A 23,720-nucleotide genomic window follows, 5' to 3' on the forward strand; every position below is an offset into this window, starting at 1 on the left:
CATGAGTGGCATGACGAACACAGAGCCAGCTGGGGCGGACTACGCTGCCTGGCTGAACGACCTGAAGGCGCGGGTGTTGAGCGCACGGCAACGTGCGGCGCTGGCTGTCAGTCGGGAACTGGTGCTGCTTTACTGGCAGATTGGCCGGGATATCGCGCAGCGACAGCAGGCTCAGGGGTGGGGCGCAAAGGTGATCGATCGCCTTGCTCGCGATTTGCGCTTGGCATTTCCCGACATGCGCGGCTTTTCCCCGCGCAATCTCAAATACATGCGCGCATTCGCGCAGGCGTGGCCGGACGGGGAATTTGTGCAGCAGGCTGCTGCACAATTGCCGTGGTTCCATCTGTGCACGCTGCTCGACAAACTGACCACCCGAGAAGAGCGTGAATGGTACGCAGCGAAGGCGGTCGAGCACGGCTGGTCGCGCAACGTGCTAGTCATGCAGATCGAAACCCGGGTGCGCGAACGCCAGGGCAACGCGGTGACGAATTTCCCCGAACGCCTGCCGTCGCCGCAGTCCGATCTTGCGCGGGACAGCCTGAAGGACCCGTATATCTTCGATTTCCTCGGCCTTGGCGAGGATGCGCAGGAACGGGATCTGGAACACGCCCTGACCCGACACATCACGAGATTCCTGCTTGAGCTCGGTGCCGGGTTTGCGTTCGTCGGCCGGCAGTACCGGCTCGAAGTTGGCGGCGACGAGTTCTTTGTCGATCTTCTGTTCTACCATCTGAAGCTGCGCTGCTACGTGGTCGTCGAACTGAAGGCAACGCCGTTCAGGCCGGAATACGCGGGGCAGCTGAACTTCTACCTATCGGCGATCGATGCGCAACTGAAGGCGCCCAACGATCAACCGACCATCGGGCTGCTGCTGTGCAAGGAACAGAACAGGTTGGTCGCCGAATACGCGCTTCGTGGCATTGCCAAGCCGATGGGCGTGGCTGAATACCAGCTTTTGCGCGAGATTCCCCAGCCACTGGCGACTGAGTTGCCGTCGATCGAAGAGATCGAGGCCGAGTTGCGCGACGAGGACTAACACTGCTATTGCGTGCCGTTTGGCGATGCCCCTCCGAAAGGGGCAAGCAGTATCTGAAGCCTGGAGCAATGGTTGTACCCCAGATGTGCGGCCAATGTGCTGCCGCTACTTTTACTTCGGCAACGCTGCTACTTTTGCTTCATCACACGACATCCCCGGTGATATGCATTCGCCATTTTCCTGATACGGATTCTGTGTTGTTTGTTACGCAGTCACTGCGATGTCACTGCCGCGCGTGGCCGGTGCGCCGTCGACGTCTGGTGTTCTCGCGATCGCTGCGGGCCTTGCACGGCGGGCATAGGCGGCGGTGCGCTGGAAAATGTACCCGTTTGGCCATGAAAAGTGAAGGGGTAGATAGTATTAGTTATTTGCCCCTTCATTTCTGGACACCCGGCGAGTGGCGCTCGGAGGGGCGGCACGCGACGCCCGAAAACCGGGCAATGGGCGGAAGGGAATGACTCACGGCGGGGCTGACCTCCAAATCGGTTATCGCGCCGTTGTTGACGTCATGAAAGTCATGAACTAATATCGAAGCATGAAAAAGCTCCTTCCCCTTGCAATGAACCGTCGCGACCCGCTTGACGATGTAATCGTTACGAGCGAGGCAGGCGCTTATTCGGCCATTGATGGGGCCGGACCGCGCGGTTTGGAGGGCAGGCTCATTGGACGTTTCCATGCCAAAAAGGCGTATAAGGTACGCCAGGGCCGGAAGGCGCTGCAGCTCTTGAGCTACGAGGGTCAAGAAGTCAAACGGTCTGGACCCCTCGCGGTTCGTAGCAGGGAAGTGATCAAGTCGGCAAAGATCAAAGCGCCGACGCACATGGTCGTCAGGCTCAAAAGTCGCCCCAGCTACGCGCTTTACAAAGATCTCGATTTCCGTGTTCTTGCAGAAGAGACGTTATTCAAAGTCAACGGAGTGGACTATTCCACCGCAGTCGATCTGCTGACCACGGTTATCAAAAGCGTTTCGATCGGCAAGCCGGCAACGGCCAAACGTCGCAAAAGTTTTTCTCGCGAGGAAAGCGCCCCAGTCGTTGACGATCCGCTGGCGGCGGCACGCGCACGCGGGCGCAGGTATGCGCTGGAACAATATGAGAATCCCGCAAATCTCGCGCTGCTGGAGGCTCGCGACTATGCCGGTCGAAACGAACGCTCCATTAACGAATTACGCCAAAGCGGGCAACTGTACGCCTTGCTTCCGCCAGGAAAGACGCGGGGCTTCCGATATCCCAAGTGGCAATTCGACGCAGAGCCGGATCGCGTCAAAGCTGCACTGAAGCCGTTCGTGGAGGCAAATGCCAACTGCTGGGTGATCCATTCGTTCATGACGCGTAAGCGTGACAGCCTCGGAGGTAGATCGCCTGCGGACGTAGTCCTAGATGAAAGCGTGGACATTATGTCCGTCGTAGAGCTCGCCCAGAGAGACCTCGTGGGCGAGCAGGGGGCTCAATGACGACGACCCTAGGCGCAAGCCAGGGCGCCGATTGTCCCCTGCCGCCGAACGACTTTGCTGATGCGGCGATTCCCGTCTATGAATTGAACTTGTCTGTCACCGATCTGTATCGCGTTCACCGGCGCGTGCACGACCCGATCTTTTACAACCGCCGCTCTACCTCAACGACCGTCTTCCGGTTCGACGCGTCCAACGACGAATATGGCGTACTTTATGCGTCCCCATCGTTCGACGCTTGCATGGCGGAGACGATCATGCGCGATCGTTATCAGGGCGTTAACGTGGGCGAGCAGCACATGATTGATGAAAGCGCTATTACGAGTCGGGCCGTCGCGGTGCTCGGGGTTGAGACAGCGAGGCCCCTACGTCTCGCTGACCTGACCCGTCCGCTATGGCAGTATGGTTTCGACGCCCGAGTGCTTACCGTGGCCGACTACACCGCGCCAAATCTATGGAGCCGCGCTATTCACGACAATCATCAGCAGCTCGACGGGATCTATTTCAGGTCGCGCTACGCAAACGAAATTTCGGTAGCGGTGTTCAGCGATCGCGCGCGACTCGCACCTCGGGGCGCATCGATCCCGCTTCGCCGTCATCCGGGCCTTGAAGGTTTCCTTGACCGCTTCCAGATCGGCATCGCAGATCCGGGCGGCGTCAACTGGCGGGCCGGCGAGAGCTAGCGCGAACAGGTCATACGTTCCCCTAACGGCTTGTGGTGTCGGAACAACGAACGTTGTAAGCGCAGCTTCAACGAACTTGCGAGCGTGCGCGTGACATGAGGGGAGGGTGCTTTGATGGACGGAACCAAGGTTCGGCCGTAAATTCTCGCGAACGCCAGATACGTGCCGTGCAGATGGGAAAGGCGTTCAGCAGCGGGGCGAAACCTACGTCCTACTTCCGCACATTCGAGTCTTCGTAGCAACGCATTGCCGCTTGCAGGGGGGAGTCACCCATCCAGTGTTGCCCGTCGAGAGACTTGATGCCGCCGGGCGTCTCCTTGCCGACACATGCAATGAATTTGTTACCCAGTTCGGCATCGGCAATATGGCCGACGACGATTCCCAGTTCTTTCAGGTCATCCAAGGTCATTTCCACTCCTGCTGTGCGGGCTGCGCCTATGTCTGCTCACGGTCGTTGCAAGCCGAAGTTGCGGTGCCGACGAAATCGCTCGCCCCTCGACCGGTTCGCACGAATGGCGTCTCAGCGGCGCATGGTTCGTCCATGCTGTATGTTTATACAGTATATATCAGCGTCACGCCCGCGGCGACCGGCGAGCTGCGACTTCTGGTGGCTGCTCGGCTACTGGAGAGGGCGGCCGACTGGCCGCGAGTCGCTGTACCGGGGGCGCTCGGGCGGCTAGCGTGCCGCGCTCGTACCTGTTGATGAAGCGCCTAATGAATAAGAATTGCTTGACAGAGTTAAATTAACGGTGAGCGGTGGCGACCGGAGAAAGACGCATCGCTCAGAATGAGTAATGGATATCCGCAAAATGACAACAACCGATTCCTTCAAACCGCTGCGCTTGTCGGCGCGGGCAAGCGATCTGCGCATGCCCGTCGAAAATCTTCCCTACCCGATCGGCGAGCGGCACTCTGACGGGCCGCCCAGCGACAATCGTCTATGGGGATTGGTCGGCGACCAGGCGGTCTTTCTGCATATAGAGCTGTGGCCACATACCGAGAAAGGCAACCGCCAGGAGCAGGCAGCCAGAAACGGACGCATGAACGGTGAGCTATACGCTGGTTTGAAAGAAGTCTTCGGCAGGATTAGCGCGATCGAGGTTGGCGCCTTGGGATCGGACGCGTCAATGACTAGCGCCGCCGAACCGGCCAGCTTTCACACTTTGCAGAGGTGGGTCCCAGGCGTTGAGGATGGGCGCCATCTGTTCGTGTTTCGCTCCCGAGACGGAGAGTGGGCCGGCTTCCGCTGGCGCGAAGAAAGCTTCCGGTTCCGCAGGGCCGCGCTCGTGGGATTTTCTTTGACCTCCGCAATGCCTGCAAGAATGCCAGGGGGATTTGAAGTCTGGGTCGGTTGCGTGCCGCGTCCGGGACCTGGACCTGATGCAAGGGATAAATGCGTCGAGGCAAGCTCCTGTTATCTATATGACCGTTGGACGGCGGAAGTAGGGTTTGCGCTGCTATCAGTAATGATCTGCGTGGCAAACTTCCTCGGTACAGCATTGACCGCCCGTCAGGTTGCGGACGTTTGACAGTTTCCGACGCCGGTCTGCTGAAGTTCGCCACTTCGGCCTGATGCATCGGGCATCGACGGACCGGAGTTTCCGGGTTCGGCCATCAGCCGTCGTTCAAAGTTGTTCTCAGGCGGGTCATGCGAGCGTCAGCTTTATATTGGCCCCGGTCGGTCGGCAGAGGCGCACGCCGCAGAAAGTGTGCTGCCCGCTCAAATTGGATTATTCTGCAGCGTGTTGCAAGTTGCATCGTTTCTACCTACCGAATTTTGAGATTGTCGATGGCTTCGGACGGAAAGTATCTAGAGGCACTTGTTGCGTTCGTTGAGGAAACCTTGCTGCCAGAGGGTTTCACCGTAGATACTAACGCCCGCGTGTTTAACGATGAGGGAACTCAGATTGCTGAGTTTGACGTGGAAGTCCGTGGGAAGGTCGGATCTTCAGAAATCGCGTGGCTGATCGAGTGTCGTGATCGACCAACCAGCGGACCCGCCCCCGGTTCATGGATCGAGCAGTTAATCGGACGTCGTGCGCGGTTCGGCTTTAACAAGGTAACAGCCGTCTCAACAACTGGCTTTGCGGTTGGCGCGGTGGAATGTGCACTTGCCCACGGCATCGAAATTCGTGAAGTAAGGGCTCTAGAACCAGGGCAATTCAAGGACTGGCTCAGGGTTCAACACATACATCACGTGGAGCGGAGAACCAATTTAATCAACGCGCTCTTTCTTATCGACGAGTCGGAACCAGAGGAAAATCGTCAGGCGCTCAAGGCCTTCCTTGCTAAAGCCTCGGCGAATGACGCTTTTCTAAAATCCTCCAAGTCTGGCGAGACAACCAACGCCGCAAACGCATTCACAGGTGCAGTCAATAGCATCGAGGGCCTGTTCGATACACTTACGCCAAATACTCGCGCAAAAAAGATCAGACTGCATGCGACGTACGGGGCCGACGACTATTTCGTCGTCGAGTGCGCGAATGGGCCCGTTCGGTTGGGTGCCATCGTTTTCGACGGAGAATTCAGCGTAGTCGCGACAACAATCCCGCTCTTAACTACAGCCGAGTACCGACAGGTGAAGACGGGAGATGTGATTTCCCAAGTCGCATCGTTTGCACCTCAAGCGATCAACGGAATGAAGTTCTCCACTGAAATGCACAAGATGGCAGACACCGGGGAGACGCATATTGTTCTCAGAAGGCTACCGGACGACGCCTAATGATCAGTAACGGACAATTGCCTGGATGGCCTGCGGTGACTTAGTCACGAAGCGGGCTACAGTGATGGATACGTGATCTCGACTGCGCGTAGGGCCAAGGGGCTTGAGGGGAAGAGGGTGAAGGTCATGAACGACTTCCTGTTCAAGTACGTTGAAGGCAGACTGCAGTCGATGAAGACGAGCTTCGGCTGCTGTATGTCGCCTTCCCGCGCCCCGCACCTTCTGGACGTTTCAGACCTTCGCGAAGATCTTTTGCGCTTGTCGCGGCGCGCGGCTGATCGCATCCACGTCGGTCCGGCCCTGAAGTGTGGTTTCACTCCAGCTCGGTGACGCCAAACAAACCAGGCCGGATTGTCTCCGCGACGAATGCAGGTGTTGGTGTCCATTAATTCTGCTAGCCATGTTCACCGCATTTGCTAGCGCAAGAAGGGGTCGCAGCCCCCGCCAGATAAGGCTGGGAAGCCAGATTGCCAGTTCTATCGCCCGTTGCGTTTCAGCAACAGGTGAGCGGCAGGATGTCCGTTAATTTTGCTAGCGCGTTCGGCCTGTCCTTTAATTCTGCTAATGCGTTCGACGAAAGTCGATGAGGAGCGGCGATGGCGGATGCGAACGAGAGGAGCAGGCGCGCTGAGAAAGTGGCATCGGTGCTTCGACCATTGGGGCCAGGACCGCTCTCACGAGAACAGGCAGTTGTCGCTGGGCAACTCCTCGGCGTGCACTGGACGACTGTGTATCGTCTGCGCCGCAGATTCCTGGCAGACCCCGTCGCGAGCTCAGTCGCTCCGTATCGCCGAGGCCCGTCACCGGACGGCGGTCGGTTGGGGGATGACGTCGATAAAGTGATCGACGAAGTAGTGCATGTCTGGCTTCCGAAGCAACGACAACTCGCCCATCCTGCAACGGATCTTGTGCTGGAGGTTCGACGCAGATGTGCGCTCGCTGGTCTCCAACTGCCGAGTCGAACGACGATCGGACGGCGATGGGCGAAGCATCGTGAGTCGGACGCTTTAAAGCGCGCGGCGCTCCCCGACGCCCTGAAAGCGCCAGGGTCGCTTGTCGCCAAATATCCCCTCGAGATCGTCCAGGTCGACCACACACAAGCGGATGTGCTCCTGGTGAGCGAGTACGACAGACGTGTGATCGGCCGTCCTTGGCTGACCCTCGCTCTGGACGTTGCGACCAGGTGCGTGCTGAGTTTCTACGTGAGCATGGACCGTCCGGGGGCGGCAACGGTGGGTTTGCTCCTGACCAGAGCGGCACTATGCAAGGCGCCATGGCTCGCGAAGATTGAGGTGGACGCGGATTGGCCGATGCGCGGAATTCCGCAAGTCCTGCATCTCGACAATGCTGCCGAGTTCAAAAGCAGGGCCCTTCGCAGCGGTTGCCGGGAATACGGCATCGACCTTATGTATCGTCCAGTAGGGCGTCCTCATTTCGGTGGCCATATAGAGCGCCTGAACCGGACTCTAATGGAAAGGGTGCGGGGCCTGCCGGGCGCGACCGGATCGTCTCCGAAAGGTCGCAAGGCGCGACAGTCCGAAAAGACGGCAGCGTTGACACTGCGTGAGTTTGAGCAGTGGCTCGCGATCGAGGTCGCCAGACGATACCATCACGCCGCACATCAGGGGCTGCTTGGCGCGACGCCAGCCGACATGTGGCGAATGCAGGCGCGTAGTGCCGATTCACGACAATTGCCAGCAACTGGAGGCGCTGAGTTGCGGTTCCTGATTCGCTTCTTGCCTGCTGCGCAAAGGACAATACAGGCGTATGGACTGACGCTTTTCCATATTCGTTATTGGCATCCAATATTCGTTGCATGGCGCGAGACCCGGCGCACGGTAACTGTTCGGTACCATCCGGAGGATCTCTCTCGCGTGTTCGTGACCGCAGGAACCCGTGACTACCTCGAAGTCCAATACGCAGATATGCGGCGCCCGGCGATTTCGCTTTTCGAACAGCGAACCGCGCTAAAGGCCATCCGGTCGGAAGGACAGCAAACCGTCTCTGAGGCGCTGATTTTCCGAACCGTAGAGGAGCAGCGCCGCCTAATCGCTAACGCCAGACGGACGACGGCCCGTGCACGTCGGCGGTCACGTAGAAAGTATGTTCCGTTGGAGGAGGTGCTTGAGAGAGTCGTGCAATTCAGGAGCGAGACGTCGGAGCACGAGGTCGAGACGGTCGATTACGATGCACCCGTTCAGGCATTCGATGTCGAGCAATGGTGAGGTGAAACATGAAAAATGGCACGCTCGCGCATTTGCTGCCGGCCGCCAGAAAGCAGGCCGAGTTGGGGAACGACGAACGCATTATTGGGCTTCTTCGCGATCGCTGGATAGACTACCCGCGCGCCACGCAAGCCTTGCAGCAACTTGAGCGTCTATACGAGACGCCTCGCCGCGACCGGATGCCGTGCCTGCTTTTGCATGGCGATTCAAATATTGGCAAGACAAAAATCACCGCCAAATTCCGGCGAGCGCATCCCAACGAGTTTGACGAAAGAAGCGGGGTCGAACGTTGTTCGGTCGTTTCCATGCAGATGCCGCCGACTCCAGACCAGCACCGATTTTATTCGGGGCTTCTTTTCGAGCTAGGCGCTCCGCACAATGCCGCGGCTGGTCTGGCGTCCCTGGAACGACTGGCTCGTGACATTCTCAGACGCGTATCGCCACGGATGTTGGTTGTCGACGAGATCCATCATCTGCTGGCGGGCAGCTATCGCGAGCAGCGTGCGTCCCTGAATCTTCTCAAGTTTCTCGCTAATGATCTGCAGATCAGCATGGTTCTGGTCGGAACACGCGATGCAGTATTGGCGCTTCAAACCGATACCCAGATGATCAGCCGTTATACGCCATTTGAGATTCCGCGCTGGCGCGAAAGCGACGGTCTGCGGCGGCTGCTTGCCGCATTTGAACGGGTGTTGCCGCTGCGCAAACCGTCGGACCTCGCGCGACGCGAGATCGTTCAGTTTGTCTTGAGCGCGAGCGGCGGATTAACCGGTGAAATATCTACGCTGCTGAACAGCGCTGCGGAGCTGGCGATTCGCAACGGCGACGAATTGATCGACATGACACACCTTGAGCATGTCTGCCGAATCACGCAGTAACGCGGCCCCGTGGCCGGTCGCCCCGAGGCCATTTTATGAAGAAGCTTTCGGAAGCTGGCTAGGCAGGGTTGCGACGCGTTATCAGATCAGCGTTGGGACGCTATGGGAACTCAGCGTTTCGGAAGATATGCCTGTGCTGGGAACTGCGGGATGGATACTTTTCCCGACGATTTCGCGATCAGCACTCGGGCGATTCGCGACGCTCGCGCGTCTTGATGACGGCAGGTTGAGCCACATACAGACGCCACCGGCATGGCTCGCTGACCGTCGCTGCATGCCGTACTGCTTCAGATGCCTCGTGCTAAATGACGCGGACGTGTCAGCTCCACGCTGGAAACGTGAGTGGCTTGATCCGACAGCCGAATTCTGTAGCGTGCACCACAGTCCCCTTGAAACGGTGCCGGCGTCCGTGTTCCGGCTATCAAACCACTTCGACGCCGCGCTTCGGGCGATCAGCCGTTACCGCGAAAAATGCTTGTTTCGGACCACCGGCCGCCTGCGCTAGCAGAATTAATGGACAGCATTAGCGCTTGAATGGACACCGCTAGCAAAATTAATGATCTCCAACAGCAAGCGCGAATGATTGTAGAAGCTCAGCCAGTCGATTACCTCGTCCATCGCTTCGCGACGCGTTGCAAAGCGCTGGCCAAGGATGCGTGCTCGCTTGAGCGATCCCCACATGCTCTCGGTCGGCGCGTTGTCCCAACAATTTCCTCGACGGCTCATCGAGCTGCGCATGCCGTAGCCCTTAAGCAGGTCCTGGAAGTCATGACTGCAATACTGGCTACCCCTGTCGCTATGGACGATCAGGCCCGCTTCCGGCCGACGGCGAAACCACGCCATACGCAGAGCGTCAGACACCAGCTCCGTGCGCATGTGTGGCTGCATCGACCAACCCACCACCTGACGGCTGAACAGGTCGAGGATGACCGTCAGGTACAGCCAGCCTTCGTCAGTCCAGAGGTAGGTGATGTCCGTACTCCAGGCCTGATCGGGGCGAGCAGGCGAGAAGTCGCGTTGCAGTAGGTTCGGCGCGACCGGCAGGTTGTGGTTGCTGTCGGTGGTGGCCTTGAAGCGGCGTTTGGTCTTCGCCTTGATGCCGTGCAGCTTCATGAGCCGCTGGACACGATCCTTGCTGACACGAATGCCCTGGGCAAGCAGCTTCTTCCACACCCGCGGCCAGCCGTACTCGCCTTTGGATTCAGCGTGCACGGCCTTGATGTGGACCAGCAGCGCGTCGTTGCTGATGCGTCGGCGCGGACGCTCCGTATCGACGTCCCGGGCCTTGCGGGCGTGGTAACCACTGGGGCTGACACCCAGCACCTGGCAGGTCAGGGAAACCGGCCATTGTCGGCTGTAAAGTTCAATCCAGGCGTACTTCAATCCGACACCTTTGCGAAGTACCCCGTGGCTTTTTCCAATATGTCGCGCTCCATCTTCACGCGTGCCAACTCCGCGCGCAGCCGGGCAATCTCCATCTGTTCAGCAGAAACCTGCTTGCCTGCGCCACTCAGCTTGCCCGCGGCATCGGCCTTAACCCAGTTGTGCAGCGTCTTCGGGCTGATGCCCAGTATCTTTGCCACCGCCGCCATGCTCTGGCCGCCGCGGACCATGCGCACGGCTTCTATCATGAATTCCTGCGTGTACCGTGCTCTCGGATTCCCCATCTTTCCTTCCTCCTTGCGTGAGTTTTACACACTCAGCAAGGGATCCATTTTTGCGGGCAAGCTCAGACTCGGGCAATGTACCTGCGCTCACTGGCCCTGTTAAGGAGTACTTTGTGGCATTGCTAGACGTTTATAGTAGAGCGCACGAGCTCGATGAACAGTCCATCGGTGCTGATAGCAGTTCGCCTCGAAGCCCGGTCTAGCAGCGTGAGGTATATGTGCATGCTGCACGAGTACCTCGATGTCGCCGATGTTGGGGGCGCAGAGCATGTCTTGGCTCTTGGCTGTGGCACTGGAGTGGAAGTGCGTGAGCTTATCAGGCGCCCAGATTTCCACGGGAAAGTGACCACCATTCATATCAACGCTGGCTTATCAACAGGGCAAAGGCTTTTGCCGCCCAAGAGGGTCGCGGAGAGCGGGTCGAGTGGCTAGTGGGCGATGCGCAAAGCTTGAATTTGACTACGGCCTCCTTCGACCTTGTCATTGCGCATACGTTGGTCAGTCACGTACCCCATCCTGAAAGAGTACTCCAGGAGGCAACGCGAGTGGTCAGGCCCGGCGGCACGGTCATCATATTTGATGGGGACTACGCCACGCTGCATTCGGACCGGACCGCGAAATGGACGAGAGAATAATCACCGCGTTAATCACTAACCCGCGCGTCATGCGAACCATGCCCCAACTTCTTCGCGATGTCGGGCTCGAGCTGGCCGATAGTCGGGGTTGGGTTCTCACCGAGATTGGACGGGCCGACTTCTTCCTGGCGGCGCTGCAGTCGTTCTCCGTCCTTTTGCCGAAGACAGGTGTAGCCACGCCTGAGGAGGTCGAGGCGTTTGTCGCTAGCCAACGGGAGGCTAGTGAAAGAATACCTTCTTCGCTGGGTACAACTTCTACGCGCTGATTGCAAAGCGCCCTCTTTAGAAGGCCGCCCGGCGGCGTTTCAGCAAGGCACAGTTCGGTCAACGACCTCCATCCTTCCACTTAACGTGGTAAATGGTCGGCAGAATGTGAAGGTTCTGTCCGGGTCAGCCTGGCGAATGTCTTGCACATCTGCAGCAACTCCCTACGCTAGTGCGCAAGCTTGGGTACTCCGCTCTGTATCCGGGTAAGCCATTCGGTTTGCGGTTACGCAGGAGCATACGCTGACGAGGCGCACTTCCTGCGTTGAACCGAAAGCAGCTTGCATGTTGGTGCTTCTCCGCGCGGAACGACGCGATTCAAGAAGGCGTCCGCCCGAGTTCGCAATATCAAGAACCTGAGAGAAGACAATTGGGGCAGCCATCCGAGAAAGCGCCTACCCGGTCGAGCGCACTGGTCGAAGCAATGCTGTCACCAGGCTGGGCCAACGCTGTCCGGGCCCTGGTGCTCGCATTGGCGGTGACGACGGTGACGAGCCTTGTCAGCAGGACGCTCAAGGCGACGGCCGGAGAACTCGCTCCAATCTGGCTGACCAATGCCGCCCTGCTTGCGCAAATGATGGTGACACCGCAAAGACAGCGATGGTGGGCATTTGCCGGAGGCGTACTGGGCTATCTAAGCGCCAGCCTTCTGGCTGGTGAACGTCTATTTGTGGCCGTCTCGTATCTGTGCGCCAACCTGCTCGAGGTGCTGGTTGGGTTGGCATTCGCCCCACCTCTCTCGACGGTCGCCGAACTCTTTCGTCCGAAGTCTCTCGTGAAATTCATGGCCGGTGCCGTGTTGCTCGCGCCGGCTGCGTCCGGACTGCTGGTGACCGCAATGCTGCACGGACAGCCAGTTGGCCACGCGCTGCAAAATTTTCGTAACTGGTTCCTCTCGGATGCCTTGAACCTCGCCATATTGACGCCCGCCGCTGTCGTCTTCTGGACCGGGGAGGTGACCCAACTGCTGCGTGGCGAGCGCGGGCGGAAGACAGGGTGCCTCCTGCTCCTGGTTTGCGTCATCACGACGGCCGTATCCGGCCAAAACCACTTTCTGCTGTTGTACTGGGCGCTCCCGCCCATTGTGCTGCTGGCGTTTCAGGCAGACCTGGCAGGCTTGATGGTTGGATTGCTCCTGTGCCTGGGCATTGCGGTGTCGTTCACCGTTCGCGGGTCGGGACCGCTCTCGACGTTTCCCTATGGGGGCATGCAAAGCCGTATCTTTGAGCTGCAGCTTTTTCTCGTCGCTGCGTTGGGCATTGCAGTACCTATCAGCGCCACGCAGGCGCGGCGTAGCCGCCTCCTTGCAGTGCTCCGTGACCTCGAGCAGCGATATCGGATACTGGCAGAGAACGCGACCGATGTCGTCATGAGCATGGCGCTCGATGGCAGGCTTACGTACGTTTCACCACGCGCTATGGCCGTGACAGGAATTGCCCCTGAAAACCTTGTCGGTTTGCACCTCCCGGACCTGGTTCTGTCCGACGACCGTGATGCCCTTGCTGCAGCAATTGAGAGCATGGCGATGGGTGCGACCGAGGCTTCCCGGGTGATTCGCTTCCAGCGCACGGATGGCCGGGTCGTATGGATGGAAATGTACCTTCGCCCTGTCATCGAAGGGATTCGCGGCAAGCCCCAGGCACTCACGGCGACAGCGCACGACATTACGGAGCGCCGGGCGGCAGAGCAGCGCCTTGCAGAGGAGCGAAACCAGTTGCATGCGTTTGCCTTCCGGGACGGACTGACCGGCGTTTTCAACCGCCGATACTTTGACCGCGAACTGGCGCTTCAATCGCAGCAGGACGCCCGTAAAAAAGACCGTGGCTTTGTCGCGGTTGTCATGGTGGATGTCGACGGATACAAGACCTACAACGACCGATACGGCCATCAGGCTGGCGATGAATGTTTGCGCGCGGTAGCGCAAGCTATTGCATCCTCGGCGAAACGTCCTGCAGACATAGTCGCGCGCTACGGTGGGGATGAGTTTGCGTTGATTCTGAAGGACACGGACCCGGACGGAGCACGCGTAGTTTCCGAGCGCATCCGGCAGGTCATTGAAAGCCTCGAGATTGGACATGTCGCGTCCCGCGCCGGCACTGTAACGGTTAGCTGCGGAGTGGCGGCGCAACGACTGGACCGTGGCGCCGACAGCCTTAATCTGGTTATGGCCGCAGATAGAGCGTTATATGCGGCAAAGCGGCGAGGACGGAACCAGACTTGTGTGGCCGGGGCCGACGACGCAGATGACCCATGACGGTGACGCGGACATGCACGCTGGCTTTTTCAGCACCGCGACTTTGACCCGCTTCATCGCACGGCGGGAATTACAACACCGTTCGTTCCTGTAAAGGCCGCGGGGTTGCATGCGGGTCTATGTGAAAAGGAAGAAGCAGGCGCAAGACATATGCGGTCAAACCCGAAACGGTTCGCCCGTCGCGGGTCAAACCGTTTCTCACCTAGGCCAGCCTTGACGGCGCGAGACGCTTAGTCGTGCGAGTGGTAGTTATGGTGAGACTGAGGATGGTGAGGTTGAGGATGGTGCCGCACGGGGGCGTCCCGGCCGTCGCGGTGCGTATCAGCGAACGACAGCGCGGGGGCTGCGAACGAGGCGACGATGAGGACAGCAAGAGCCTTCTTGAAAACGAGTTTCATGTAAATCCAGGTGAAAGTGAGCGAGTGTCAGACCAGGAGAGCGATGCAATGCCTCGAATCACTGCGATGCAAATACATATTGCGTATCACCGATTTCGCGTCGGGGAACCGCTACGTAGCATGCGCGGCCAAACTCTCGCGCGCACCAATACACGCAACGGCAGGTGGTTTTGCAACGGGCCTGCATTTCATCGTGAAAGCAGTTGTCCGCAGCTTTTGCGTCGCGCTGACCGAGTCTATTTCTTTATCGCATCGACCGTGCAGCTCACAAACAACGCGAGAGCCGGCTCCATGTTCGCAAGGGACACCGCGGCGGTCTCCACTGTTGCTTCAGTCATGAAGGGCGGTTTGCGTGCGCTGTCATAGCGCGCGTACGCATCGAACACCGCAATTGTTTGCTCCACTGCGAGCAGTGCGAAGGTCGCGCTTTTCGCCCGATGAGGCTCCAGGTTTTCTCCTGGTGGCCCGCGTCAATCGCTTTCAGCGACTGCACAAGGGACTTGAGTGTCCTCGGCAACTATCGTGCTGTAGATAGGCGATGTCTGCTTCCAGCCTTCTCGAGATTGTTGGACTGATGTCCGTCCATGGACAGGTCGGTCGACGTCTGGCGCAGCAACCCGGAGGCTCGAGCGAGAAGCTTGTCTACGACCCCCGAGTTCGGCATGCAAAACGCGGCCAGCAGCTCGGGCAACGACCGCGTGCCGGCCCACTGGTCGTAGGCTAGAACATCAATGTTGTGCGTTGCCGTTATGAGTTCAGTTTCCTCAACACGCAACGATGCCGTGATAACGGCCCGCTCAGACTCATCGAGCTGGCTGAAATACTGGTGGTCAGGACGCAGGCCGACAGGTGCCAGACGGCGGCACTCGCCAGGCGCCAATGCCTCAAAACGGAAACGTGCGCTCTCGGCAAAAGCCGGCACACATTTGACGAGCAGTTCGACATCGGAGGGTGTCGTCTCCCCATCGTTCGTGACCAAAATTTCACGGATGACCGGAACGTGTTCTGAATCGCCGCACCCTATCGTCAGGTCGGCAATAACCTGAACGCTCGGTAGCTTTACGTCGGTGTCGGTCGTCAAATCCTCAGCGTCGTCTGGCTGACGCACCTTCCGTCACAGGTGGCGAAGTAATGCCGGTCCGGCATGCTTGCCCAGGGCAACGACCGAATCTTGCCGGAAGCTTTCGACGCCCTTCATTGTTCTTCCCCGGCATGGTGTGCACAGAGTTAAGCTGTGCGGCAGGCAAGCGCCGAGCATTCAGGAGGCCACATGCAACATCGAATCGTCATTGCAGGCATCGTGCGCCTGATGACTGTGGGAGCTGCTTATGTCCACGCGGCGGAGGGCGAGCAACAGCAAAACCAGTTGCCATCGAGCCGGTTGCCTCACGGACCGTCGCCCGCTGGTGGGTTGAACGAGAACCAATCATCGACTCAGGCAAAGCCGTTCACAGCGGAACTCCGGTTTGACATCAAGAACGGTGAACCGGGGTTGCCCAATGAATATACGAAGCTGGTGTTTGCAGACGGCAGCAACCGATATGTCGCGCTTGTGCGTCGCTCAGGCAAGGTGATGAGCGGGGGAATACTCCGCGGCGCGACGGTACAGGAGTGGGGTCTTCACGAGGTGACTTTGGGACCTGAAACAAATGGCAGGGGAACCGGCTACCTTGTTATCACTCGTGGCCCGGGCGGACATCATTACCCTCGCCGATATCCGCTCGCTCGCGGATATGAAAACGCCTGACTGTCTTCATCAACGACTGGCAAACCCAAGAGTGCCGGTACCCTGAGCAGCCTTTCCGGTCAGCGACATCGACGCTGGGCATTGTGGGGCGATGTGCTGAACTTTGTGGCGCCCGTCTAATGCCGGCCCTGAGAAACATTGCGAAGATTCTCGCGAACGCGTCTGGCGACCAGAACGGTCAGGTAATCCAGGACGCGTGCACCGTCGCTGTATTCGGCCCACGTGTCCGCATACATCTTCGATACTGTCTCCGCAGGTGTGTTGGTGTCAGTGGCGATTGCCTTGACGACATCTTTAACGCTGGGCTGGGTCATCGAGTGCTCCTGGCTTTCGAAGAGAGAGGACGCGCGTGCCGAAAGGCGATTAAACGATGTTGCGGACCCGCATGCAAATTCAATCGACCTATTGTTCAAGCAAGCTGATTGTCGTCGTTGTGCCCGCAGAGGTTTTGATGTTGGGCCGTGATGTGCTTACTTCACTGCACCATCCTCGCTGCTGGTGACGTGTCAAACGCACGCGGCAAGTGCGCACTGGACAGATTCAACGGTGTCAGCGACTTGCGCCGGTTTGCTCGTGAATTGTCCACAGCCTTGCGAACAGATTGTGTGGACAACTTGGTGGTCCGGGTATGAGGGTGGCATCTCCAATGCAGTCTGGCAGTTAGAAAATAACGGTATATACTGTTTATACCGTTTAACAGTGCGGAGATATTCATGAGTCAACCCAGCGTGAGGAAACCGACGAAGAAGGCCTTTCACTTTCCGAAGAATGCCAACGGCCATGCAAAAGCCGATGAGAAGCCGGCCGATGAGAAGAGCGCGGCTGCAGCACGAGATGCCCAGCCGGCCCCGACGAAGGCCGACAAACAGAAGCGTGCGAAACCCGTTGAAACCGCACAGGTCAATCCAAGAACAGAAGTGAAAGCGAAACGCGCGAAGAAAGAGAAGGTCGTGCGCGACAGCTTCACGATGCCGAAGCCCGACTACGAGAAAATCGCAGCGCTGAAACAGAAGTGTCTCGACGCAGGGGTCTCGGTGAAAAAGAGTGAGCTTCTTCGCGCTGGGCTGCTTTTACTGGACTCGGCTCCGACCACCGAGAGTCTGCTGGCAGCTGTTTCTAAGGTCGAAACCGTCAAGACTGGTCGACCAGCAAAATCGTAGCTTTACCACGCTTCGAGCGGGCCACCCCTGCAGCCCGCGTTTCACCGCTGCGCCGGATGCCTGCGCACTTTTCGTGGACCTTCTGCCACCGTACCTTACGTGCTGCAGTGGGCATGAAACCGGGGGCAACTAAAAAACAACCTGGTCGGATGACAGGAGTTCCGATGCCGGATAACCACCTTTCCGGTCGATTCGACGCTGACATCAACGGCTTATTGGCCAAGGTTTTTGAGATGGGCGGCATCGTTGAATCGCAAGTCATCAATGCGATGCAGGCGCTGAACCACCTGGATTTGGACCTGGTCGATAGAATCATCATCGACGAGCGTCGACTCAATGCCCTCGAAGCGGAAGTCGATGAAGAGTGCATCAACATCATCGCGCGGTACCAGCCGGCTGCACGCGACCTGCGTCTGTTGATGGCCATCTCGAAGACCGTCACGAACCTCGAGCGTGCTGGGGATGAAGCGCGGAAGGTGGCGAAGCGGACTCGACGAATTGCAGAAGGCCGCAATGCACAGGCCATCAATGTCACGGAAATCGCGCTATCCGGTGAGATGGCCATAACTATTCTCCACCGTGCGCTTGATGCGTTCGCGCGCCTCGATACAATTTCCGCCGCACAAATCGTCCGCGACGATGACGCCATCGATGAACAATTTCGTGCAGTCATACAGAAGTTGGTGACTACCATTATGGACGACCCGCGGGTGGTCGCCATTGCGCTGGACCACCTTTTCATCGCGAAGGCCATTGAACGCATTGGCGACCATGCGACGAACATAGCGGAAATCATTATCTACGTCGTCAAGGGCAAGGACGTGCGCCATGTTTCTCGCGAACAACTTGAACACGAAGCCTTCAGCGAATAACTATTCCGTTGTCGTCAGGGTGACACTACCCGGCAGGTCTTTGTGTGGATGGCGTCACGTTTTCCGTTATAGCGAATCGCTTGCATTTGCAGCGTGGACAATCGCTCAAAGTGGTCAAGCCGGGGAAATGGAGGTTGCAGTTCTATCAGTTCAAGCTCGTCGACCAACGCTCCAGGCATGCCTTCGCTCAGCCATGCACATATGTCAGCAAGCTGTTCCGGTGAGACGAACACATACCGAGCCGCCGGCTGTTCTTTAACACCGCGCCGCCCGGCGCAACCGAGAGAGTATCGCTGTTGATGCATTAACGCCTCAGACTAGACGCGCCGTCGATTTGAGAATAGACGTTGAGGCGGCAACGCGCGTGAGTGCGCGCCGCGGCCAACCGCTGGTTTTCTAGTCGCCGTCACAGCTCCGATGCGTGCTGACCGGCACGCGTTATCTCTTTCTGGTCACGGTGTTTGGCCTGCTGCGACAGGGGACCGCGACCAACGTGTGAAGCGCCATCAGCCATACAAAAAATCGCATCGACAGGACAGTCCTACGAAACAGACACATACTCGCTGCAAAACCGCGTCTCAATCAGTCCGTACGTCCGGGCGCTTCTACGTTGGGCGCCAACCGGGATTGCGCGTACATTGCTGGGAAATGACGTTGTTCCCATCCATCACCCGCGCGACATAGGCCCTGTCTTCGGCGTCAAGTATGCGCGTCCATTCGGCGGCGAGATTCTCATCGAGTGTCTCAAACACGCTGACCTGCATGTCGGTTTCGCCGGTGAACGCCGCTAGCGTGTAGGTTGCGTCACCAGGGAGGTCGAGCAAGGCCTCATCCTCAAAACAGACTTCCAGAATATAACGTTTAGTCATGCTCGTGACCCGAGGTTGGTATGAACCCGGGAAGCTGACTCGCCTCGGGTAGCCGGGAGGCTGCGAACGCTTCCGCAAGCATGAGTGCGAATCCATCCACCGTCGCCGGGCGCAGGGCAACATGCCCTCTCAAGAAATCTGCCCACCCGAATTTCGCATTGAATTCACCCGGATTTGCAAAAACGCCTGCTCTTCTTACAAATGCAGCAAGGCTCTGGAAGGGGTCATTGGGGATTGCTTCAACAGACTCAGGCAAGTCAGAGAGCGGATATCTCCGCCCGTGTTCATCGAAGGGGTGCAGCCAGCCTCGCTCTGACATGGTCTTCACAAATTGCTCTTCCGTGAAGCCGCGGAAATCGTCCCTGATGCGAACCGGCGCTTCCGGCAGGCCCATGTCAAACCATGCGCGTGCCCAATGATGATGGTCAATTACGTGGAGCGACCCCGACGGCCCATGAACCACCGCGATGGCCTGTTCCTCGGCGAACGCACGTCTCGCTTCAGGCTTAAGCTCAAGATAGCTCGCCGCCTTGGCCCGTACCTGAACGTAGCCGATTGCCCCCTGCGTGGGTCGCAGCAGGGCCCACGGGACCCAGCGTGGCGAGTTAGTGTCGTCAGCCGCTGTGCCGCTTCCCGATTCCGATTGCTCATGCATACGCGGCTCCGAAAGTGACGACGCACGAACCGGACATGGCGCAAGCGCCGCAAATCCTGACGAGCAAGCGCCGCGCCTACGGGTCGGCAAGCCATCCATGGGAGGGTACGGTTCTTGCCGCATTCCGCGTATCTGCAAGGCGAGGAAACGACCATGACAACAGACGACGGCACCCAGACGCGCGGCGCGGAGGCGCTGGCGGAGGCGAACTTCGCCACCTATGCCAACCCCGTGGTCACTGAGGCCATCGAAGAGGCAGCGGCTCTTCGGAACGACGCCGACGCCGAGAAACTACACAAGCTTCGCGTAGCCCTGCGTCGGATGCGAACTCTGCTTTGGGCCTATCGGCCGATTCTGGATGCGAAATATGACAATGAGCAGCGTGACCTCTTCAAGTCTCTTGCGAGTGCGGCGGGCAACACACGCGACTGGGACATACTGATTGAGCTTGTCGAAAACGACGGCGACGAGACTTTGTTGGGCGCATTCAGAAAACACCGGAATGAGACGGCCGAGAAAAGCGCCGAAACTCTAAGAAACTCCCATCTTGACAGGACCCTGCGCGACGCAGTAAGCGAGGCCAACCGGGAGTTGAGCACCTCCTCTGGGCGAACGCCGCTCACGAAGTTCGTGCAGAAAAGAGTGAAGGCGGCACAGGACCAACTAAAGAAGCGGATGCACCACGCGTCGAAAGCGGGCGGCTCCGACTACAGCTCTTACCACGACGTACGCAAAGCAGGAAAAAAAGTAAGATACCTTATCGAGTTCTTCGAGCCCTTGCTAAAAAAGCAGCAGCGCCACGGTCTTAAAAATTTGAAGCAGCTACAAAAGCGTTTTGGCGAGCTAAATGATGTCGTCGCGAGCCGCGACCTTCTCAACACACATCGTGCGTCGCTGCCCGATGGCGTCGGCACGAAAGCGGCCCTGCGTGCTCTAAAGAAAAAACAGAAACGCCGAATCAAGGCAGCGTCGAAGCTGCTTTAGCGCAGATATTGCTGCAATTAGCGCAACGCACAAGGTTGGCGCGTTATCTTTGATTGAAGGAATTCGACCGGCGCCCAGTGTGACGCATTGGTCCGCGTCGCCAAGGGTTCGTCGACACGACGGCGGTTGGTTGAGTGCATAAAAGAGCTCGTCAGACTTAGCGCTTCATAGACAAAAAAGCTCCTTCCTTTGAAGGAGAATTAAAGACCTCTTCACCAATGCCCCTGCATCAGAATGCCAAGTTATGCCTCGTCCTGCCGCATCGTCCGACAAGCTCGTGCCAGCAGGACGGAAGGATTATCGCCAGTTTTTTTTTGGATTGCTGGCATCGCGCATCGGTCCGTGTCGTCAAGTCGCTCACGAAAGCAACGAGCGCAAGACCTGGGTGGTGATTGCGCTGTGCAGCACGATGATGCTTGTTGAAATTTTCGGCGGGAGCATGTTCGGGTCGTTGGCGCTTGTCGCCGACGGCCTCCATCTGTCGACGCACGCCGGTGCGATGCTGAGTTCCGCGCTGGCGTACACCTAACGACTACCACAGTCACTGGCAGCACCGCCGCATGGCCGCAGTCCCGTCATTTAGACTGGACTTCTCAATTCGCCTCAGCGGACTGGCGGTCATCACATCTGTCCATCGCAGCCGCTGATTGCTGGCTAAGCGCGCGCTAAGAATGCGCGTGTATCCTGAACTCCTCGAACGTACTGAGGCCATTTCCGCTTGCGCCCGTCGCGGGTTGGCTCGTCTCGGTTGCCGTGCTCATGTCCAAAAAGTGCCTGGTTCGTACGGGCCGGTGAGTAGCGTTCGTTTCCCACGTCCAGCGGATGGTCACCGCCGTCGGGTCAAGACGGCACAGCGTTGCCGCCATTGACCTCAGGCAACAGCCATCCCTTTTGGGACCCGACAGCACGTACGGGTCCTTTTTTCTGCATGCCATGGACGTTGCCGATGCTGTCGCGTCCGCGCTGAGGGGAAACAACGTTCCGGCGTAGTCTCCTGACCTTAAAGAAGAACGCGACCCGACGCGAGGCTGTCCTTGACGCTTCTGCCGGACTGGGCCTGAGCAGGCTTCTCCTTGCACCCTCCGTAGCGCACTACAACTGCTTACAACTCTCACGGTGACCCGGTGCACCGTTCTGTCGGCTGCGGCGTTCTTGCTGACACACTCAACGGAGCGCGACATGAGCACCAACCTGACTTCCAGTTCACCGCAACGCAGCCGTATCCATCCGCTGGTTGCAGGTGCTGCCGTAGCCGTCATCCTGGCCAGCGCTACGGGTATCGCGGCGATGACGGGCCTTCTTCCGACGTCCCGCGCTGTAACGGCGCCTTCGACGAAAGCTATGCCGGTCGCGGCACAAATCGCCAGCGCGCCGGTTGCTTCACCGCAGCCCAACGCAGAGCAACGGGTGACCCGGGAGGAAGCGCCCGCGCAGCCGCGCGTCCATCACCACCCCAAGGTGCCGGTCGAGCAGGGTGCGAGGTATGCGAACAGCGACGCATATCAATCCACGGTGACATCCACACCGAGGCCAATCGCCGTTGACCCGAACGCCGGCGAAGTAGTCGCCGTCAATACGGTTCAGGAATCAGAACCCACTACGGGTCTCGGAGCGGTAGGCGGAGCCGTCGCTGGCGGGCTGTTGGGAAATCAGGTCGGTGGGGGGCGTGGTCGCATCCTGACCACGATTGCCGGCGCCGTCGGCGGCGGGCTCGCGGGCAATGGCATCGAGCACGCTGTGCGCAAGGCGACGAGCTACCAGGTGCAGGTCCGAATGCAGGACGGCAGCTACCGGAATTTCAATTACTCAACGCAGCCGCCGGTCCAGGTTGGTGAGCGCGTTCACGTATCAGGCGACTCCCTGAGCGCGTCGTAATCAGGCTGCAAAACCGGCGGGACTTTTGCGGTTACTGCCGGTTACAGCATTGACAATACGGCCTTACCTGCTGTGGCTTGGCCCCCCTACAATCTGCGTCGTTCGTCGTTGTCTGGCATCCGTCAGAAACGGGCAGGACTGGAGAAGTCATGAAGCACGCAACCCTTATTCTCGCGGTGGGATTTTCTGCTGCCTGTGCGTCCAGCGGGGCTTTCGCTCACGCGGACATCGGCGTTTTTCTGGGGGTTCCTGGTCCGGTGTATGTCGCGCCACCCCCGGTCGTGTACGAGGCGCCGCCCCGAGTGGTCTACGCACCGGCTCCGGTCTATGGCTACGGATACCACTATGAAGGCGACTACGGCGACGAGCGCCGATGGCATGACCACGGCCGGCACCGCGGATGGGAACACCATCGTCGCGAAGATGACGACTGATTTTTCACTGCTTGCTCGTAGCGTAGCCGCCCGGTCATGCCCTGCTGTCGCCTGTCATTGGCCGGGTCACCAGCATGCACAGCGTCGCGATACAGAATCCGGCCGAAGGCTATTGCGTTCGAGGCAGTGCCTGGAACTGCTGCTGTACATGGCAGTCCTCGCTTGGACCGGAGCATCGGCCAGTGGCATTGAATGCGCGGCAACCCGCCGACCAGCTGAGCGCGTCATCTGTAACCATGCCATTGTGAACGACGAGTACAACGGTAACTTCGCTCAGCAACAGGCACTTCTCAGCAGCGGTAACCTATCACCCCGGCAACTCGCTCAACGGCGGCACGTCCGGAACGCGAATACCGACGTGTGCTGCATTGGCACGGTCCCCGTGCAATGGAAAACGAAAGCTGAGCCCGTGGAAGCGAAAACTGCCGCTGCGGCCGCTCCGGGTATGGCTGCCGCACCCAACTTGGCTTCCGTTGGACCGACATCCGGTGCAGGCGTTGTTCCTCCTGAAGAGCCGAATGTTTCTGCAGCCGCAGCATCAACAACATACGGAGCCTCTCTGACGCGCCAAGGCACTCAGGCGAGCGCCGCGCTGCTGCAACCGGCCGCAAGTAACACGCTCTCACCGCGGGTTATTTCATCCGCGTCCAGCGCGTACGACGCGCGCCGCGAAAGGAGGCTGGCCGCCGCGTTGATATTGCTCATCCTTATCGCTATTCCACTTAGCGCGTTCGTCATCCACCGGAACAAAAAGCTCGGGATAACCACCAATTACCGGAGAAGTCGCGTTAAGAAGAAGCGCTGAATTGACGCACCTCATCATCGGCATGGCATGCGGCCAACACCGATTGGATGGACGGCGCGCTGCCATTCCACACCGCGGACTGGTAGCCCTGACCGTCGGGCACTTTT

The 23,720-nt window shown here is 58.6% G+C and carries 25 protein-coding genes and 1 pseudogene; 20 read left to right on the forward strand and 6 right to left on the reverse strand.

The features are described 5' to 3' along the window. The first annotated feature begins 10 nt into the window (after positions 1 to 10). The 3 genes from RW095_RS01110 (at position 11) to RW095_RS01120 (ending at position 3,169) form a co-directional block, all read left to right on the forward strand. Entirely contained in the window at positions 11 to 1,036 is a 1,026-nt protein-coding gene (locus RW095_RS01110) for a PDDEXK nuclease domain-containing protein (RefSeq protein WP_394365024.1), read from the forward strand. A gap of 535 nt (positions 1,037 to 1,571) precedes the next feature. Further along, positions 1,572 to 2,489 (forward strand): hypothetical protein, encoded by a 918-nt coding sequence (locus RW095_RS01115; protein ID WP_317015950.1) that lies wholly within the window; start codon positions 1,572 to 1,574, stop codon positions 2,487 to 2,489. After that, positions 2,486 to 3,169 carry an RES domain-containing protein gene (locus RW095_RS01120; protein ID WP_317015952.1) on the forward strand — a complete coding sequence of 228 codons (684 nt, stop codon included), beginning with the start codon at positions 2,486 to 2,488 and terminating at the stop codon, positions 3,167 to 3,169. Before RW095_RS01115 ends, RW095_RS01120 begins: the two co-directional genes overlap by 4 nt. A gap of 211 nt (positions 3,170 to 3,380) precedes the next feature. Here RW095_RS01120 and RW095_RS01125 read toward each other — a convergent pair whose 3' ends face one another. Beyond that, a complete protein-coding gene (locus tag RW095_RS01125) occupies positions 3,381 to 3,578 on the reverse strand; it encodes a hypothetical protein (protein ID WP_317015953.1) in 198 nt (65 codons plus the stop codon). 385 nt (positions 3,579 to 3,963) lie between these two features. Between RW095_RS01125 and RW095_RS01130 the strand changes: the two genes are divergently transcribed. The 6 genes from RW095_RS01130 (at position 3,964) to RW095_RS01155 (ending at position 9,499) form a co-directional block, all read left to right on the forward strand. Further along, the gene (locus RW095_RS01130) at positions 3,964 to 4,698 is read left to right on the forward strand and encodes a hypothetical protein (protein WP_317015954.1); all 735 of its coding nucleotides are present in this window, start codon (positions 3,964 to 3,966) and stop codon (positions 4,696 to 4,698) included. A gap of 260 nt (positions 4,699 to 4,958) precedes the next feature. Then, positions 4,959 to 5,891: a hypothetical protein gene (locus RW095_RS01135; RefSeq protein WP_317015955.1), complete on the forward strand. Its 933-nt coding sequence runs from the start codon at positions 4,959 to 4,961 to the stop codon at positions 5,889 to 5,891. A 126-nt stretch (positions 5,892 to 6,017) separates the two neighbouring features. After that, positions 6,018 to 6,221, forward strand: coding sequence for a hypothetical protein (locus RW095_RS01140; protein WP_317015957.1), 204 nt, complete (start codon positions 6,018 to 6,020; stop codon positions 6,219 to 6,221). A gap of 488 nt (positions 6,222 to 6,709) precedes the next feature. Beyond that, positions 6,710 to 8,116, forward strand: a complete 1,407-nt coding sequence (locus RW095_RS01145; protein ID WP_317015958.1) for a Mu transposase C-terminal domain-containing protein — start codon at positions 6,710 to 6,712, stop codon at positions 8,114 to 8,116. Positions 8,117 to 8,124: 8 nt separating this feature from the next. Beyond that, positions 8,125 to 8,994 (forward strand): TniB family NTP-binding protein, encoded by an 870-nt coding sequence (locus tag RW095_RS01150; RefSeq protein WP_317015959.1) that lies wholly within the window; start codon positions 8,125 to 8,127, stop codon positions 8,992 to 8,994. Further along, positions 8,972 to 9,499 (forward strand): TniQ family protein, encoded by a 528-nt coding sequence (locus RW095_RS01155; RefSeq protein ID WP_317015960.1) that lies wholly within the window; start codon positions 8,972 to 8,974, stop codon positions 9,497 to 9,499. The genes RW095_RS01150 and RW095_RS01155 overlap by 23 nt, the downstream gene beginning before the upstream one ends. 5 nt (positions 9,500 to 9,504) lie before the next feature. On the opposite strand, the gene RW095_RS01160 is transcribed toward RW095_RS01155, so the two are convergent. Further along, positions 9,505 to 10,661, reverse strand: a protein-coding gene (locus RW095_RS01160; RefSeq protein WP_317015961.1) for an IS3 family transposase whose coding sequence is annotated in 2 segments (ribosomal slippage) — positions 9,505 to 10,412 and positions 10,412 to 10,661 — 1,158 coding nt in all. Because the reading frame shifts where the segments join, the coding sequence is not laid out codon by codon here. Between the two features lie 371 nt (positions 10,662 to 11,032). Here RW095_RS01160 and RW095_RS41115 point away from each other — a divergent pair. The 3 genes from RW095_RS41115 to RW095_RS01170 all read left to right on the forward strand — a co-directional run bounded on the left by RW095_RS41115 (position 11,033) and on the right by RW095_RS01170 (position 13,814). Continuing rightward, the gene (locus RW095_RS41115) at positions 11,033 to 11,296 is read left to right on the forward strand and encodes a class I SAM-dependent methyltransferase (protein ID WP_394365055.1); all 264 of its coding nucleotides are present in this window, start codon (positions 11,033 to 11,035) and stop codon (positions 11,294 to 11,296) included. Continuing rightward, on the forward strand, positions 11,281 to 11,562 hold the full coding sequence (locus RW095_RS01165; RefSeq protein WP_317015962.1) for a hypothetical protein: 282 nt from the start codon (positions 11,281 to 11,283) through the stop codon (positions 11,560 to 11,562). The genes RW095_RS41115 and RW095_RS01165 overlap by 16 nt, the downstream gene beginning before the upstream one ends. Before the next feature lie 422 nt (positions 11,563 to 11,984). Further along, positions 11,985 to 13,814 (forward strand): bifunctional diguanylate cyclase/phosphodiesterase, encoded by a 1,830-nt coding sequence (locus tag RW095_RS01170; RefSeq protein ID WP_317015963.1) that lies wholly within the window; start codon positions 11,985 to 11,987, stop codon positions 13,812 to 13,814. A 915-nt stretch (positions 13,815 to 14,729) separates the two neighbouring features. On the opposite strand, the gene RW095_RS01175 is transcribed toward RW095_RS01170, so the two are convergent. After that, positions 14,730 to 15,293 carry a hypothetical protein gene (locus RW095_RS01175; RefSeq protein ID WP_317015964.1) on the reverse strand — a complete coding sequence of 188 codons (564 nt, stop codon included), beginning with the start codon at positions 15,291 to 15,293 and terminating at the stop codon, positions 14,730 to 14,732. Positions 15,294 to 15,482: 189 nt separating this feature from the next. On the opposite strand from RW095_RS01175, the gene RW095_RS01180 reads away from it, so the two are divergent. After that, a complete protein-coding gene (locus RW095_RS01180) occupies positions 15,483 to 15,959 on the forward strand; it encodes a hypothetical protein (protein WP_317015965.1) in 477 nt (158 codons plus the stop codon). Between the two features lie 116 nt (positions 15,960 to 16,075). Here RW095_RS01180 and RW095_RS01185 read toward each other — a convergent pair whose 3' ends face one another. Next, a complete protein-coding gene (locus tag RW095_RS01185; RefSeq protein WP_317015967.1) occupies positions 16,076 to 16,273 on the reverse strand; it encodes a DUF3562 domain-containing protein in 198 nt (65 codons plus the stop codon). A gap of 399 nt (positions 16,274 to 16,672) precedes the next feature. Here RW095_RS01185 and RW095_RS01190 point away from each other — a divergent pair, with 399 nt between their 5' ends. Together RW095_RS01190 and phoU are read left to right on the forward strand one after the other, a co-directional pair. Beyond that, on the forward strand, positions 16,673 to 17,119 hold the full coding sequence (locus RW095_RS01190; RefSeq protein WP_317015968.1) for a hypothetical protein: 447 nt from the start codon (positions 16,673 to 16,675) through the stop codon (positions 17,117 to 17,119). A 164-nt stretch (positions 17,120 to 17,283) separates the two neighbouring features. After that, on the forward strand, positions 17,284 to 17,991 hold the full coding sequence (gene phoU, locus RW095_RS01195) for a phosphate signaling complex protein PhoU (RefSeq protein WP_317015969.1): 708 nt from the start codon (positions 17,284 to 17,286) through the stop codon (positions 17,989 to 17,991). Between the two features lie 605 nt (positions 17,992 to 18,596). Here the strand turns inward: phoU and RW095_RS01205 are convergent. Beyond that, entirely contained in the window at positions 18,597 to 18,860 is a 264-nt protein-coding gene (locus tag RW095_RS01205; RefSeq protein ID WP_317015970.1) for a hypothetical protein, read from the reverse strand. Then, positions 18,853 to 19,515: a ParB/Srx family N-terminal domain-containing protein gene (locus tag RW095_RS01210; RefSeq protein WP_317015971.1), complete on the reverse strand. Its 663-nt coding sequence runs from the start codon at positions 19,513 to 19,515 to the stop codon at positions 18,853 to 18,855. Before RW095_RS01210 ends, RW095_RS01205 begins: the two co-directional genes overlap by 8 nt. A gap of 153 nt (positions 19,516 to 19,668) precedes the next feature. Between RW095_RS01210 and RW095_RS01215 the strand changes: the two genes are divergently transcribed. The 5 genes and pseudogenes from RW095_RS01215 (at position 19,669) to RW095_RS01235 (ending at position 23,613) form a co-directional block, all read left to right on the forward strand. After that, complete coding sequence (locus RW095_RS01215; protein WP_317015973.1) at positions 19,669 to 20,499, forward strand: CHAD domain-containing protein; 831 nt, start codon at positions 19,669 to 19,671, stop codon at positions 20,497 to 20,499. Positions 20,500 to 20,818: 319 nt separating this feature from the next. Continuing rightward, positions 20,819 to 21,025: pseudogene (locus RW095_RS01220) on the forward strand (hypothetical protein); the annotation flags it as partial. Between the two features lie 653 nt (positions 21,026 to 21,678). Continuing rightward, positions 21,679 to 22,374: a glycine zipper 2TM domain-containing protein gene (locus tag RW095_RS01225; RefSeq protein ID WP_317015974.1), complete on the forward strand. Its 696-nt coding sequence runs from the start codon at positions 21,679 to 21,681 to the stop codon at positions 22,372 to 22,374. 149 nt (positions 22,375 to 22,523) lie between these two features. Next, complete coding sequence (locus RW095_RS01230; RefSeq protein ID WP_317015976.1) at positions 22,524 to 22,808, forward strand: hypothetical protein; 285 nt, start codon at positions 22,524 to 22,526, stop codon at positions 22,806 to 22,808. Continuing rightward, on the forward strand, positions 22,720 to 23,613 hold the full coding sequence (locus RW095_RS01235) for a hypothetical protein (protein ID WP_317016784.1): 894 nt from the start codon (positions 22,720 to 22,722) through the stop codon (positions 23,611 to 23,613). Before RW095_RS01230 ends, RW095_RS01235 begins: the two co-directional genes overlap by 89 nt. Positions 23,614 to 23,720: the final 107 nt, after the last annotated feature.

The sequence above is a fragment of the Paraburkholderia kirstenboschensis genome, assembly GCF_032806925.1.
Lineage (GTDB): Bacteria > Pseudomonadota > Gammaproteobacteria > Burkholderiales > Burkholderiaceae > Paraburkholderia > Paraburkholderia kirstenboschensis.

What these genes read in the sequence shown, in the direction of transcription:
- RW095_RS01115 (WP_317015950.1), top strand. Translation starts at nt 1,572, where the DNA reads ATGAAAAAGCTCCTTCCCCTTGCAATGAACCGTCGCGACCCGCTTGAC.
- RW095_RS01110 (WP_394365024.1), top strand. Translation starts at nt 11, where the DNA reads ATGACGAACACAGAGCCAGCTGGGGCGGACTACGCTGCCTGGCTGAAC.
- RW095_RS01170 (WP_317015963.1), top strand. Translation starts at nt 11,985, where the DNA reads ATGCTGTCACCAGGCTGGGCCAACGCTGTCCGGGCCCTGGTGCTCGCA.
- RW095_RS01150 (WP_317015959.1), top strand. Translation starts at nt 8,125, where the DNA reads ATGAAAAATGGCACGCTCGCGCATTTGCTGCCGGCCGCCAGAAAGCAG.
- RW095_RS01180 (WP_317015965.1), top strand. Translation starts at nt 15,483, where the DNA reads ATGCAACATCGAATCGTCATTGCAGGCATCGTGCGCCTGATGACTGTG.
- RW095_RS01210 (WP_317015971.1), bottom strand. Translation starts at nt 19,515, where the DNA reads ATGCATGAGCAATCGGAATCGGGAAGCGGCACAGCGGCTGACGACACT.
- RW095_RS01225 (WP_317015974.1), top strand. Translation starts at nt 21,679, where the DNA reads ATGAGCACCAACCTGACTTCCAGTTCACCGCAACGCAGCCGTATCCAT.
- RW095_RS01140 (WP_317015957.1), top strand. Translation starts at nt 6,018, where the DNA reads ATGAACGACTTCCTGTTCAAGTACGTTGAAGGCAGACTGCAGTCGATG.
- RW095_RS01165 (WP_317015962.1), top strand. Translation starts at nt 11,281, where the DNA reads ATGGACGAGAGAATAATCACCGCGTTAATCACTAACCCGCGCGTCATG.
- RW095_RS01135 (WP_317015955.1), top strand. Translation starts at nt 4,959, where the DNA reads ATGGCTTCGGACGGAAAGTATCTAGAGGCACTTGTTGCGTTCGTTGAG.
- RW095_RS01190 (WP_317015968.1), top strand. Translation starts at nt 16,673, where the DNA reads ATGAGTCAACCCAGCGTGAGGAAACCGACGAAGAAGGCCTTTCACTTT.
- RW095_RS01205 (WP_317015970.1), bottom strand. Translation starts at nt 18,860, where the DNA reads ATGACTAAACGTTATATTCTGGAAGTCTGTTTTGAGGATGAGGCCTTG.
- phoU (WP_317015969.1), top strand. Translation starts at nt 17,284, where the DNA reads ATGCCGGATAACCACCTTTCCGGTCGATTCGACGCTGACATCAACGGC.
- RW095_RS01215 (WP_317015973.1), top strand. Translation starts at nt 19,669, where the DNA reads ATGACAACAGACGACGGCACCCAGACGCGCGGCGCGGAGGCGCTGGCG.
- RW095_RS01235 (WP_317016784.1), top strand. Translation starts at nt 22,720, where the DNA reads ATGAAGGCGACTACGGCGACGAGCGCCGATGGCATGACCACGGCCGGC.
- RW095_RS01155 (WP_317015960.1), top strand. Translation starts at nt 8,972, where the DNA reads ATGTCTGCCGAATCACGCAGTAACGCGGCCCCGTGGCCGGTCGCCCCG.
- RW095_RS01230 (WP_317015976.1), top strand. Translation starts at nt 22,524, where the DNA reads ATGAAGCACGCAACCCTTATTCTCGCGGTGGGATTTTCTGCTGCCTGT.
- RW095_RS01185 (WP_317015967.1), bottom strand. Translation starts at nt 16,273, where the DNA reads ATGACCCAGCCCAGCGTTAAAGATGTCGTCAAGGCAATCGCCACTGAC.
- RW095_RS01130 (WP_317015954.1), top strand. Translation starts at nt 3,964, where the DNA reads ATGGATATCCGCAAAATGACAACAACCGATTCCTTCAAACCGCTGCGC.
- RW095_RS01120 (WP_317015952.1), top strand. Translation starts at nt 2,486, where the DNA reads ATGACGACGACCCTAGGCGCAAGCCAGGGCGCCGATTGTCCCCTGCCG.
- RW095_RS01125 (WP_317015953.1), bottom strand. Translation starts at nt 3,578, where the DNA reads ATGACCTTGGATGACCTGAAAGAACTGGGAATCGTCGTCGGCCATATT.